Source organism: Streptomyces sp. NPDC042638 (genome assembly GCF_040647235.1).
GTDB classification, from domain to species: domain Bacteria; phylum Actinomycetota; class Actinomycetes; order Streptomycetales; family Streptomycetaceae; genus Streptomyces; species Streptomyces rameus.
Map to the genome: position 1 here is coordinate 339,167 of NZ_JBEZBT010000001.1, position 12,076 is coordinate 351,242.

Annotated in this window: 11 protein-coding genes; 9 read left to right on the forward strand and 2 right to left on the reverse strand. The window is 71.0% G+C overall.

The annotated features are described in order from the left end of the window. The first annotated feature begins 177 nt into the window (after positions 1-177). From AB0B40_RS01550 to AB0B40_RS01575, 6 genes are all read left to right on the forward strand, one after another. Entirely contained in the window at positions 178-603 is a 426-nt protein-coding gene (locus AB0B40_RS01550) for a DUF3499 domain-containing protein (protein ID WP_345058567.1), read from the forward strand. Between the two features lie 264 nt (positions 604-867). Then, on the forward strand, positions 868-2,232 hold the full coding sequence (locus tag AB0B40_RS01555) for a phosphomannomutase/phosphoglucomutase (protein WP_345058565.1): 1,365 nt from the start codon (positions 868-870) through the stop codon (positions 2,230-2,232). A gap of 74 nt (positions 2,233-2,306) precedes the next feature. Next, positions 2,307-2,477 (forward strand): Trm112 family protein, encoded by a 171-nt coding sequence (locus AB0B40_RS01560; protein ID WP_345058563.1) that lies wholly within the window; start codon positions 2,307-2,309, stop codon positions 2,475-2,477. 56 nt (positions 2,478-2,533) lie between these two features. After that, on the forward strand, positions 2,534-3,661 hold the full coding sequence (locus tag AB0B40_RS01565; RefSeq protein WP_345058561.1) for an SIS domain-containing protein: 1,128 nt from the start codon (positions 2,534-2,536) through the stop codon (positions 3,659-3,661). 95 nt (positions 3,662-3,756) lie between these two features. Beyond that, the gene (gene manA, locus AB0B40_RS01570) at positions 3,757-4,908 is read left to right on the forward strand and encodes a mannose-6-phosphate isomerase, class I (protein ID WP_362262021.1); all 1,152 of its coding nucleotides are present in this window, start codon (positions 3,757-3,759) and stop codon (positions 4,906-4,908) included. Positions 4,909-5,101: 193 nt separating this feature from the next. Further along, complete coding sequence (locus tag AB0B40_RS01575; protein ID WP_345058557.1) at positions 5,102-6,082, forward strand: cation diffusion facilitator family transporter; 981 nt, start codon at positions 5,102-5,104, stop codon at positions 6,080-6,082. A 74-nt stretch (positions 6,083-6,156) separates the two neighbouring features. Here AB0B40_RS01575 and lepB read toward each other — a convergent pair whose 3' ends face one another. Further along, positions 6,157-6,837 (reverse strand): signal peptidase I, encoded by a 681-nt coding sequence (gene lepB, locus AB0B40_RS01580; protein ID WP_362262024.1) that lies wholly within the window; start codon positions 6,835-6,837, stop codon positions 6,157-6,159. 384 nt (positions 6,838-7,221) lie between these two features. Between lepB and ahcY the strand changes: the two genes are divergently transcribed. Both ahcY and AB0B40_RS01590 read left to right on the forward strand, forming a co-directional pair. Further along, positions 7,222-8,679 carry an adenosylhomocysteinase gene (gene ahcY / locus AB0B40_RS01585; protein WP_345058553.1) on the forward strand — a complete coding sequence of 486 codons (1,458 nt, stop codon included), beginning with the start codon at positions 7,222-7,224 and terminating at the stop codon, positions 8,677-8,679. Between the two features lie 292 nt (positions 8,680-8,971). Continuing rightward, positions 8,972-9,586, forward strand: coding sequence for a hypothetical protein (locus tag AB0B40_RS01590; RefSeq protein WP_362262027.1), 615 nt, complete (start codon positions 8,972-8,974; stop codon positions 9,584-9,586). A gap of 19 nt (positions 9,587-9,605) precedes the next feature. On the opposite strand, the gene AB0B40_RS01595 is transcribed toward AB0B40_RS01590, so the two are convergent. Further along, positions 9,606-10,637 carry an RDD family protein gene (locus AB0B40_RS01595; RefSeq protein ID WP_362262059.1) on the reverse strand — a complete coding sequence of 344 codons (1,032 nt, stop codon included), beginning with the start codon at positions 10,635-10,637 and terminating at the stop codon, positions 9,606-9,608. 152 nt (positions 10,638-10,789) lie between these two features. Here AB0B40_RS01595 and AB0B40_RS01600 point away from each other — a divergent pair, with 152 nt between their 5' ends. Beyond that, complete coding sequence (locus tag AB0B40_RS01600; RefSeq protein ID WP_345058549.1) at positions 10,790-11,797, forward strand: stage II sporulation protein M; 1,008 nt, start codon at positions 10,790-10,792, stop codon at positions 11,795-11,797. The last annotated feature ends 279 nt before the right edge of the window (positions 11,798-12,076 follow it).

A 12,076-nucleotide genomic window follows, 5' to 3' on the forward strand; every position in this document is an offset into this window, starting at 1 on the left:
TCGTTTCCATATCTCTACAGGACCGTCGAACTCAAGGCTATTGACGGTGTTTGTGCCGACTCATGACCGGGCGCGGTTCCTCGGGATAGGGGCCGGAAGTCCGTCCGTGCAGGTCAGCGGATCCCGTTCGAAAGGGTGTGTGAGACGGTTCACGGGTCGACACGGTGGAGTGACCTGGTGGAGAGTCGTCGCGGCCCGCTCAAGAGTGCGGTACCGTCCAACGTCGTGAGCCCTGTACGTCGCTGTTCGCGAACCGCTTGCGGCCGACCCGCCGTCGCGACGCTGACGTACGTCTACGCCGACTCGACCGCGGTCCTCGGCCCGCTCGCCACCTACGCCGAACCGCACTGCTACGACCTGTGCGCCGAGCACTCCGAGCGCCTCACCGCCCCGCGCGGCTGGGAGGTCGTACGACTCCTCGACGGCTCCGCGCCGGCCCGGCCCAGCGGAGACGACCTGGAAGCGCTTGCCAACGCCGTGCGCGAGGCCGCCCGCCCCCAGGAGCGCGCGGCCGAGGCGGGTGGCGGCGGTTCCCGCGCCGTCGATCCCATGGAGGTCGCCCGCCGCGGCCACCTGAGAGTCCTCCGCTCCCCGGACAACTGAGCGCACGGAGAACTGAGCGCACGGAGACCCCGGACAACTGAGCGCACGGAGAACTGAGCGCACGGAGAACTGCACGCGCACGGAGAGCCGAGCGCACGGCGGAACGCCGAACGCCACCCCGCGCCACCGCCACAGGGCGTGACGGGCCGCCCGCCCGGGCGTTACGGGTGAGGGGCCACCGGGCCTCCACCCGGCGTCCGCGTACCTCGCCCAGCTCCCGACGGGTAGTTTGTGGGCACCCATAGGACTTTCAGGAGGTTGGCCGTGGCTGCGGATCTGTCGCAGATCGTGAAGGCGTACGACGTACGCGGAGTGGTGCCGGACCAGTGGGACGAGACGCTGGCCGGCCTCTTCGGCGCCGCCTTCGCGGAGGTGACGGGAGCGACGGCCATCGTCGTCGGGCACGACATGCGGCCCTCGTCCCCCGGCCTCTCGCGCGCCTTCGCGCGCGGCGCGGCGGACCAGGGCGTGCACGTCACCGAGATCGGCCTGTGCTCCACGGACCAGCTGTACTACGCCTCCGGCGCGCTGGACCTCCCGGGCGCGATGTTCACGGCCTCCCACAACCCGGCCCAGTACAACGGCATCAAGCTGTGCCGCGCGGGCGCCGCCCCCGTCGGCCAGGACACGGGGCTCGCGGAGATCCGCGCCCTGGCCGAGCGCTGGCTGACGGAGGGCGCCCCGCGACCGGTGGCCCGGCCGGGAACCCTCACCTCGCGCGAGACGTTGGACGACTACGCGGCACACCTGCGCTCCCTGGTCGACCTCACCTCGATCCGCCCCCTGAAGGTCGTGGTCGACGCCGGCAACGGCATGGGCGGCCACACGGTCCCCACGGTCTTCGCCGGCCTGCCGCTGACCCTCGTCCCGATGTACTTCGAACTGGACGGCACCTTCCCCAACCACGAGGCCAACCCGCTCGACCCGGCCAACCTCGTGGACCTGCAGAAGCGGGTCCCGGCCGAGGGAGCCGATCTCGGCATCGCCTTCGACGGCGACGCGGACCGCTGCTTCGTCGTGGACGAGCACGGCGACCCGGTCTCGCCGTCCGCGGTCACCGCCCTGGTCGCCGCGCGCGAACTGGCCCGCAACGGCGGCAAGGGCACCGTCATCCACAACCTGATCACCTCCCGCACAGTCCCGGAGGTCGTACGGGAGAACGGCGGCACCCCGGCCCGCACCCGGGTCGGCCACTCCTTCATCAAGGCCGAGATGGCCCGCACCGGCGCCATCTTCGGCGGCGAGCACTCGGCCCACTACTACTTCAAGGACTTCTGGAACGCCGACACGGGCATGCTCGCCGCCCTGCACGTCCTCGCGGCCCTCGGCGGCCAGCAGGGCCCGCTGTCCGCCCTGACCGCCCAGTACGACCGCTACACCGGCTCCGGCGAGATCAACTCCACCGTCGCCGACCAGTCCGCCCGCCTCGCCGCGATCCGCACCGCGTACGAGGGCCGCGCCGACGTCACCCTCGACGACCTCGACGGCCTCACCGTCGCCGCCGCCGACTGGTGGTTCAACGTCCGTCCGTCCAACACGGAGCCCCTCCTCCGGCTGAACGCCGAGGCCAAGGACGAGGCGACGATGACCAGGATCCGCGACGAGGCACTGGCGATCATCAGGGGCTGAGCGGGGCCGCCCATCAGCGGTACGCTGACCAGGCATATCCACAGACACATATCCGCCCTCGAAGGGACACCCCCATGGCGCTCGAAGCCGGCCTCCTGGAGATCCTCGCCTGCCCGGCCTGCCACGCCCCCCTGAAGGAGCAGGACAGCGAGCTGATCTGCACCGGCCAGGACTGCGGCCTCGCCTACCCGGTTCGCGACGGCATCCCGGTCCTGCTGGTCGACGAGGCCCGCCGCCCCGCGTGACGAGGCCCGTCACCTCGTAGGACCCCAGGATCCCCGGCGACCGGAGGCTGCCGCCCATGCTGGACGAATCGCTGCTCGACACCCCGGAGGGCCTCGCCGAGGCCGACCACCGAGGTCTGCTGCGCGGCGCGGCGGAGGCCGGCGCCCGCGTCCGCACCGCCGCCCGGCACGCCGCCGAGGCCGGCGTCGGCGACCTCAAGCCCGACGGCCGCCCCCGCGCGGTCCTCATCGCGGGCCCCGGCGCCGCCGCCACCCACACCGCCAGCCTCATCGGCACGCTGGCCGGCGTCGGCAGTCCCGTCGTCCGGCTCGCCCCCAGCGGCGTCGCCTCGGCCGCGGGCGCCCTGCGCTGGGAGCTTCCGGGCTGGGTCGGATCCGTGGACCTGCTGCTGATCGCCACCCCCGACGGCACCGAACCGAGCCTCTCCCTCCTCGCCGAGCAGGCGTACCGCCGCGGCTGCTCGGTCGTCGGTGTGGCCCCGCCCAACGCCCCGCTCGCCGAGGCCGTCGCCGGTGCGCACGGCCTGTTCGTACCGATGGCCACGGCACCGTACGACCAGGAGGAACCGCTCGCCGCGTCCTCCCCCGGCGTCTTCTGGGCGCTGCTGACCCCGCTGCTGGCCGTACTCGACCGCATCGGCCTGCTCGCCGCCCCGCCGGACGCCCTGGAGAAGGTCGCCGACCGCCTGGACCACATCGCGGAGCGCTGCGGCCCGGCCATCGCGACGTACAGCAACCCCGCCAAGACCCTCGCCGCCGAACTCGCCGACGCCCTGCCCGTGGTGTGGACGGAAGGCACCTCGGCCGGCCCGGCGGGCCGCCGGTTCGCCGCCGCCCTCGCCGAACTCGCCGGCCGCCCCGCCCTGGTCGCCGAACTGCCCGAGGCGCTCGCCGAGCACAGCGCCCTGCTGGCCGGCCCGCTCGCCGCCAGTGCCGACCCGGACGACTTCTTCCGCGACCGCGTGGAGGAGCCGCCCGCGCTGCACGCGCGCGTGGTCCTGCTCCGCGACCGCCCGATCAGCGGCCTCACCGCGGCCCCCGCCGCCCGTGAAGTGGCCCTCAGCCACGACACACCGATCAGCGAACTCGAACCGGAGGAGGGCGGCGAGCTGGAGACCCTCGCGGAACTGATCGCCGTCACGGATTTCGCCGCCGTTTACCTGGCGCTCGCTTCGAGGGCCTGATCTGGCTCCTGGCCGACCGACCGCGCCCACCGAGGGCGCGGGACGGAGCGACAACGCCGGCCGAGCCGCGAACGTACGGAAGACAGAGAAGACACATGGACCGCCTCGACAACACCGTCCGTCCCTACGCCTGGGGTTCCACCACCGCCATCCCGCACCTCCTCGGCGTCGCGCCGAGCGGCGAACCCCAGGCGGAGATGTGGATGGGCGCGCACCCCGGCGCGCCGTCGCGCACCGCGCGCGGGACCCTCGTCGAGGTCATCGAGGCCGACCCCGAGCGGGAACTCGGCGCCCGCGCGGTCGCCAGGTTCGGCCCGCGCCTGCCGTTCCTGCTCAAGATCCTCGCCGCCGGAGCGCCCCTGTCCCTCCAGGTGCACCCCGACCTGAAGCAGGCCGAGGAGGGCTACGCGGACGAGGAGCGGCGCGGCATCCCGGCCGACGCCCCGCACCGCAACTACAAGGACGCCAACCACAAGCCCGAACTGATCTGCGCGCTCACCGAGTTCGACGGGCTGTGCGGCTTCCGCGCCCCGGCCCAGGCCGCCGACCTGCTCGACGGTCTCGGCGTCGACTCCCTCAAGCCGTACGTCGACCTGCTGCACGCCCACCCCGAGGACGCGGCCCTGCGCGAGGTCCTCACCGCGATCCTCGGCGCCGACCCGGAGGAGATCGCCCACACCGTCGCCGAGGCCACCGCCGCCTGCACCCGCCTCGGCGGCGCCTACGCCCCGTACGCCGACATCGCCCACCACTACCCCGGCGACCCCGGCGTCATCGCTGCCATGCTGCTCAACCACGTCCGGCTGCAGCCCGGTGAGGCCCTGTTCCTCGGCGCCGGCATCCCGCACGCCTACCTCAGCGGCCTCGGCGTCGAGATCATGGCCAACTCCGACAACGTCCTGCGCTGCGGCCTGACCCCCAAGCACGTCGACGTCCCCGAACTTCTGCGCGTCGTCCGCTTCGAAGCGAGCGACCCCGGCGTGCTGCGCCCCGAGGCGTCCGCGGACGGCGAGGAGGTCTACGAGACGCCGATCGACGAGTTCCGGCTCTCCCGGTACGTCCTCTCCGCCGGCGGCACCGCCCACGACGTCACCCGGAACACCCCGCAGATCCTGCTCTGCACGGCCGGTACCGTCCGGGCGGGCGAGCACGAACTGGGCCCCGGTCAGTCGGTCTTCGTCCCGGCCGGCGAGAAGGCCGAGATCTCGGGCGCGGGCACGCTCTTCCGCGCCACAGTGATCGTATGACCAGGGCTGTGGAAAGCCGGTGGATCATATGACCGCGGTTGTGGACACCTGACGCAGCGGTGCCCGGCCGGGCTGCAAGAATGACCCACCGGCAAAGGCCGGGCAAAGCCGGGCACCCGTCTGTACGGAAGCCCGTCCGGACGGACGCAGAGGGCGACAGAGGCCGACAGAGTCGAAGGGACAACGCGGACACATGAGCGCGTCAGGCGGTACCAGGGCGATCGTGGCGGCACTCGGCGCCAACCTCGCGATCGCGGCATCGAAGTTCGTGGCGTTCGCGTTCAGCGGCTCCTCCTCGATGCTCGCCGAGGGCGTTCACTCGCTCGCCGACTCCGGCAACCAGTTCCTGCTGCTCGTCGGCGGCAAGAAGGCGCAGCGCGAGGCCACCCCGCAACACCCCTTCGGCTACGGGCGCGAGCGGTACATCTACGCCTTCCTGGTCTCGATCGTCCTCTTCTCCGTCGGCGGCATGTTCGCCATCTACGAGGGCTACGAGAAGGTCCGCCACCCCCACGAACTGGAGCACTGGTACTGGCCGGTCGGCGTCCTCCTCTTCGCGATCATCGCCGAGGGCTTCTCCTTCCGCACGGCCATCAAGGAGTCCAACGAGCTGCGCGGCAAGCTCTCCTGGGCCCAGTTCATCCGCCGCGCCAAGGCTCCCGAGCTGCCCGTCGTCCTCCTGGAGGACTTCGGCGCGCTCATCGGTCTGGTCCTCGCCCTCGGCGGCGTCGGCCTCGCCCTGCTCACCGGCGACGGCATCTGGGACGGCATCGGCACGGTCTGCATCGGTGTCCTGCTCGTCCTGATCGCCCTGGTGCTCGCCGCCGAGACGAAGTCGCTGCTGCTCGGCGAGGCCGCGGGCATCGAGGTCGTCAAGAAGATCGAGGCGGCGACCGTCGACGGCAAGACGGTCACCCGCATCATCCACATGCGCACCCTGCACCTCGGCCCCGAGGAACTGCTGGTCGCCGCCAAGATCGCCGTCCAGCACGACGACACGGCCGCAGAGGTCGCGACCGCCATCAACGCCGCCGAGGCCCGCATCCGCGCGGCCGTCCCCATCGCCCGCGTCATCTACCTGGAACCGGACATCTACAGCGAGACCGAGGCCGCCAAGGGCCCGGACCCCGAGGCGACCCCTGGCGGCCCGACCCCGCACCCCGTCGGCCACTGACGCCCGGTACGACGGCTGAAGCCGCCCGGCAGATGCCGGATCGCCGGTGGCACCGGCCGACGTACCGGCCGACGTCACACCGGCCGCACCGGCCACGGCGCCGGCGGCACCGCCGGCGCCCTCCTCCGCCGTACCACCAGGAAACCGATCCCCAGCCCGACCCCGGTGAGGACGAGCGCCCCGCCGACGAGCAGGGCCGTACCCAGCAGCGCCGGGCCCGCACGGTCGTCCGTCACCCGCCCCTGAACGGCGTCCAGGGGAACGGTCCCGCCCTGCTCCGCGGCGAAGAAGCGGGAGTCCATCGCGTTGGACCGCTGGTCTCCCATCAGGAACAGCCGGCCCCGCGGCACCTTCACGTCGTACGGCCGGTGCACTCCGTCGGCGTCGCCCCCGTACACGTAGGGCTCCTTGATCGGCCTGCCGTTCAGGGTGACCCGCTCCTCACTACCGACAGTCGTGCAGCAGGCCACGCGGTCGCCGCCCACACCGATCACCCGCTGCACGAACACACCGTCGGACTTGTAGCGCTCCGGCAGCGAGAACAGCACGACGTCACCGCGCCGCACCTCGCTCCCGTCCACAGGCTCCCAGAAGATCCGGTCGCCCTTCCGGTACGACGGCGCCATGCTCTGGCTCGGCATGGTGCCCGTGCCGTACGCGTCACGCCCGTACAGAAAAGCACCGCCGGCCAGTACCACCCCCAACAGCCCCGCCACCAGCGCGGCGATGCCCAGTCCCCGTCCTCTGCCCGCCATGTCCCGCCCTCCCCACGCGGCCCGTCCGCGGCGCGGAGGATAGCGGCTCTCCATGAACGCTCCGTGCCCGCCCATGTCAAAGCGGGCACATCAACCAGCGCCACCGCCGCCGGCGCCACCAGCGTGCCGGTCACCACGGCCGCGAAGAACGTCCGACGGACTGGGGGCGACCGGGTCCTCCGGTGTAGCTTGGGACGGAGCCAGACGTCGCTGCTGATGGCGGTCGGGCGGTCCCACGAGGACCGACCGAGGGAGAGAGGGCCTCCGACGGACTGCGCTGCGCGTACGCGGGCATGCCTGTGTCCTCTTTCGGGCACCCCCGGTGTCCGCCGCCGCGCAGAACAGCCGTACCCACCTCGCCCCAACCCCGAGGAGCAGCTTCCCATGACGACTGTCGAGAACCGACAGGACTTCAAGGTCGCCGATCTGTCGCTGGCCGAGTTCGGCCGCAAGGAGATCACTCTCGCCGAGCATGAGATGCCCGGTCTGATGGCGATCCGTAAGGAGTACGCCGAGGCGCAGCCGCTGGCCGGCGCCCGTGTCACCGGTTCCCTGCACATGACGGTGCAGACCGCCGTGCTCATCGAGACCCTGGTCGCCCTGGGTGCCCAGGTCCGGTGGGCCTCCTGCAACATTTTCTCCACCCAGGACCACGCGGCCGCCGCCATCGCGGTCGGTCCGGAGGGCACCGCGGACGATCCCCGGGGTGTTCCGGTGTTCGCCTGGAAGGGGGAGACGCTGGAGGAGTACTGGTGGTGCACGGAGCAGGCGCTGACGTGGCCGGACAGCCCGACCGGCGGCCCGAACATGATCCTGGACGACGGCGGTGACGCCACTCTGCTGGTGCACAAGGGTGTGGAGTACGAGAAGGACGGCAAGGTCCCCGCTCTGGAGACGGCCGAGTCCGATGAGCACCGTGTCATCCTGGAGCTGCTGCACCGCACCATCACGGACGGTTCGCGCAAGTGGACCCAGCTGGCTTCGGAGATCCGTGGTGTGACGGAGGAGACCACCACGGGTGTCCACCGTCTGTACGAGATGCAGCGCGACGGTGTCCTGCTCTTCCCGGCGATCAACGTCAACGACGCGGTGACGAAGTCGAAGTTCGACAACAAGTACGGCTGCCGTCACTCCCTCATCGACGGCATCAACCGGGCCACCGACGTGCTGATCGGCGGCAAGACCGCTGTGGTGTGCGGTTACGGTGACGTGGGCAAGGGCTGCGCGGAGTCCCTGCGGGGGCAGGGTGCCCGGGTGGTGATCACCGAGATCGACCCGATCTGCGCGCTGCAGGCGGCGATGGACGGCTACCAGGTCACGACCCTGGACGAGGTCGTCGACAAGGCCGACATCTTCATCACCACGACCGGTAACAAGGACATCATCATGGCCTCGGACATGGCCCGGATGAAGCACCAGGCGATCGTCGGCAACATCGGTCACTTCGACAACGAGATCGACATGGCCGGCCTGGCCAGGATCCCGGGCATCGTCAAGGACGAGGTCAAGCCGCAGGTCCACACCTGGACGTTCCCCGACGGCAAGGTGATCATCGTGCTGTCCGAGGGCCGCCTGCTGAACCTGGGCAACGCCACCGGTCACCCGTCGTTCGTGATGTCCAACTCCTTCGCGGACCAGACCCTGGCCCAGATCGAGCTGTTCACCAAGCCCGACGCGTACCCGACCGGTGTGTACACGCTGCCCAAGCACCTCGACGAGAAGGTCGCCCGCCTCCACCTCGACGCACTCGGCGTCAAGCTCACCAAGCTGCGCCCGGAGCAGGCGGCGTACATCGGTGTGGAGGTCGACGGCCCGTTCAAGCCCGACCACTACCGCTACTGAGCCGGTGACCCCTCAGGCCGGTGATCCCGTAGCCCGGTGATCTCACAGGCCGGTCGGCGGGGGGAGTGCGCCGGTGCACCGACGTACTTCCCCAGCAGCAGGTCCTCAGAGGCAGGCCCCCGCACCCCCGTGCCGGGGGCCTGCCCCTTTGGCCCACCGGACCATGGCCTTCAGAACACAAAGCCCTCTGGCTCCCAGGACCTACAACCTCCAGCCCCCCGGGACCGATGGCTTCCAGCTCCCAGGACCTATGGCCTCCGGCTGGACCAGCCCGTCACGACCCAGGATCCCCATGCCCCACGGCCGCTATTCGCTCCATGATCCGCACGATCACACCCCCCTCGCGGAAGAACACTTCCAGTGCGCCCCCGGCCCGTCCGGCTGGCGCTACGTCTCCCGGCTGACCGGCCCCGCCGGCGACCACCGCGGATCGGTCGACCTCGCTCTGGACGACCTCGGCCGCCCTCTTCGCCTGGAACTGCACGCGGGTGGCTGGCAGGTGCGCGGCGCCGCCCTCGACGGCGTCACCTGGGTCCGCACCGACCCCACCGGAACCTATGCCACCGAAGGCAATGTGCGCGCCCACGCCTTCACCGGCACGTCCCCCGCGTTCCTCGTCGCCACCGCCCGTCTCCTGCGCCTCACCCCCTCGTCCGCGGCAACCCGCGTACGCCTCGTGGCCTTCACCGACCCGGTCCTCGCCCCCCGCACCGTGGACCAGTCCTGGGCTCTGGTGAACAGCGAAGCACACGCCACTGACAACGGCCCCCTGACCGTGGAGGAATACCAGGTCACGGCCCTGGACACCGGCGAACAGCATGCGGTCCACATCTCCGGCGACGTCGTCCTGGCCGCGCCCGGCATCGAGCTGGAGGACCTTCAGACACCACCGTCGAGATTCGCCTGATCCCCGGGCCGGCCGCTCCCTATGCGGGCGGCGCGAACCCGGTGGCCGGCCGGTCGGCCCGCTCATCGGCCTGCGGCTCGGCTTCCGGCTCGGCTTCCGGGGGCGGCGAGGAAGCGAGAGGCTGACGGGGAGCCGGAGACGGCGGGTACTGGGGCTGATACGAGGGTGGGTACTGGAGCTGATACGAGGGTGGGTACGGGCCGGATACGCCGCCCGGCTGTGCCGCCGACGGGTAGAAGCCGTCCCCCGCCGGACCGGTGTGACCGAGACCGGTGCGACCGAGACCGGTGTGACCGGGACCGGTGCGACCGAACGCCTGCCGGGCCTCACGGGTCTGCCGCTCATGCACCACGGCCGCCAGGAAAGCGGCGGGCTGAAGATCACCCGGCACCGGAGCACCCGTACGCCCCGCGAGATCGGCCGCCAACCGCTGCCCCATGGCCGCCGACACCTGCGGATCGAGCTGCCGCGTCCGGGTCAGGTACTGCCGGACGGCGAGCCACAACCCGTTCGGCACCGCCGACAGATCCAGCTCGGTGAACCGTCCCGCGAGCCACGGAGGCGGGGGCGGAACGAAGCCGTCGCGCCCGGCCGGTATCCGCTCGCGCACCACCAGGGTGCCCGCGAACACGTCCCCGAGCCGCCGCCCCCGCGCCGAGACCAGCGAGGCGATACACGCCACCACCCCGAGCGTCATCAGGATCTCGACCACCCCGATCGCACCCCGTACCAGCGCGTGCCGGAACCGGATGGGCCCACCGTCGTCGCGTACCACCCGCAGTCCGAAAGCCAGCTTGCCCAGCGAACGCCCATGACTGAGGGTCTCGACGGCTATCGGCCCGCCGACCAGCACCAACAGAAACGCTGCGACGGACAGTGCCGCCTGCGCGGCCTCATCCAGCGAAGCCGTCGACGCCACCAGCACCATGATCACGACGATGTACGCGACCATCGCCACCACCAGGTCGAGCAACACGGCAAGCGCCCTGCTCGGCAGCTTCGCGGGCCGCAGTTCGAGCGCCACCGCCTCGCCCGTCACCAGCTCACTCACGCCCGTCGCCCTTTCCTGGTCCACCCCTGAACTGCAAGTCTGCCAAGCTGTGGGCTCACCGCGCCGCAGTAGGACAAGCTGACAGCAATCACGAGCATCCACGACGCGCCGTGGACGACCAGTCGAGACCAGTCGAGGAGCAGGCAGATCCGATGGACCTGGACGTCTTCGTCTCAGTACACCGAGCCGAATGGGACCGGCTCGACGCACTGCTCCGTCGCCGGCGCCGTCTCACCGGTGCGGAAGCGGATGAACTCGTCGCCCTCTACCAGCGGACCGCCACCCACCTCTCCCTCATCCAGTCCAGTGCTCCGGACCCGCAACTGACCGGGCGGCTCAGCCAGCTCGTGGCACGCGCGCGCAGTGCCGTCGCCGGCACCCGCCGCGCCTCATGGCGGGACGTCACGGGCTTCCTGGGCCAGGGGTTCCCGGCCGCCGTCTACCGCGCCCGCCACTGGTGGGTGCCCACCGCACTCGTGTCCACCGTCATCGCCGTCCTCCTGGGCTGGTGGATCGGCACCCATCCCGAGGTCCAGTCGTCCATCGCCGCGCCCAGCCAGCTGCGCGAGCTGACCCGTCCCGGCGGCGAGTACGAGACCTACTACTCCAGCCACCCCGCGGCCGCCTTCGCCGCCCAGGTCTGGACGAACAACGCCCAGGCGGCGGCGATGTGCCTGGTCCTGGGGGTCTTCCTGGGACTCCCGGTCCTCTGGATCCTCTTCGAGAACATGCTCAATCTGGGCGTGGGAGCCGGCCTCATGTCGTCGGCAGGCCGCCTCGACACCTTCCTCGGCCTGGTCCTTCCGCACGGCCTGCTCGAACTGACCGCGGTTTTCGTCGCCGCCGGTACCGGCCTGCGCCTGGGCTGGACGCTGATCGATCCCGGCCCGCGCACCCGGCGCGCGGCTCTCGCGGAGGAGGGGCGGTCCGCGATCGGCATGGCGATCGGTCTTGCCCTGGTCCTGTTCGTATCCGGTTGCATCGAAGGTTTCGTCACCCCTTCCGGCCTGCCCACCTGGGCGCGCATCGGGATAGGGGTCGCCGCCGAGCTGGCATTCCTCGCGTACGTCTACGTCCTCGGTGGCCGGGCGGCACGCTCGGGTGAGACCGGCGATCTCGATGCGACGGACCGCAGCGCGTCCGTACCGGCTGCCGCCTGATGTGCGTTCGGCCCCTGTGAGCTGCTAGTCTCCTCTTCGCCCCGCAAGAGCCGTTGACACGGAGGGAGTGGGGAGGTAGATTCAAACAGTTGCCTACTGGACATGTTCCGGGGCAAGCGATAGAATCTAGTTGCTTCTCCGGTAAGTCGTGAGTGACATTCCGGGAAGCCCTCCGATTACTCAGAAATGAGCGGCCGGTCAGACCGGCCAAGAACTTCTGATAAAGTCGGAACCGCCGGAAAGGGAAACGCGAAAGCGAAGACCTGGAAAGCACCGAGG

What these genes read in the sequence shown, in the direction of transcription:
- AB0B40_RS01560 (WP_345058563.1), top strand. Translation starts at nt 2,307, where the DNA reads ATGGCGCTCGAAGCCGGCCTCCTGGAGATCCTCGCCTGCCCGGCCTGC.
- AB0B40_RS01565 (WP_345058561.1), top strand. Translation starts at nt 2,534, where the DNA reads ATGCTGGACGAATCGCTGCTCGACACCCCGGAGGGCCTCGCCGAGGCC.
- manA (WP_362262021.1), top strand. Translation starts at nt 3,757, where the DNA reads ATGGACCGCCTCGACAACACCGTCCGTCCCTACGCCTGGGGTTCCACC.
- AB0B40_RS01575 (WP_345058557.1), top strand. Translation starts at nt 5,102, where the DNA reads ATGAGCGCGTCAGGCGGTACCAGGGCGATCGTGGCGGCACTCGGCGCC.
- lepB (WP_362262024.1), bottom strand. Translation starts at nt 6,837, where the DNA reads ATGGCGGGCAGAGGACGGGGACTGGGCATCGCCGCGCTGGTGGCGGGG.
- ahcY (WP_345058553.1), top strand. Translation starts at nt 7,222, where the DNA reads ATGACGACTGTCGAGAACCGACAGGACTTCAAGGTCGCCGATCTGTCG.
- AB0B40_RS01590 (WP_362262027.1), top strand. Translation starts at nt 8,972, where the DNA reads ATGCCCCACGGCCGCTATTCGCTCCATGATCCGCACGATCACACCCCC.
- AB0B40_RS01600 (WP_345058549.1), top strand. Translation starts at nt 10,790, where the DNA reads ATGGACCTGGACGTCTTCGTCTCAGTACACCGAGCCGAATGGGACCGG.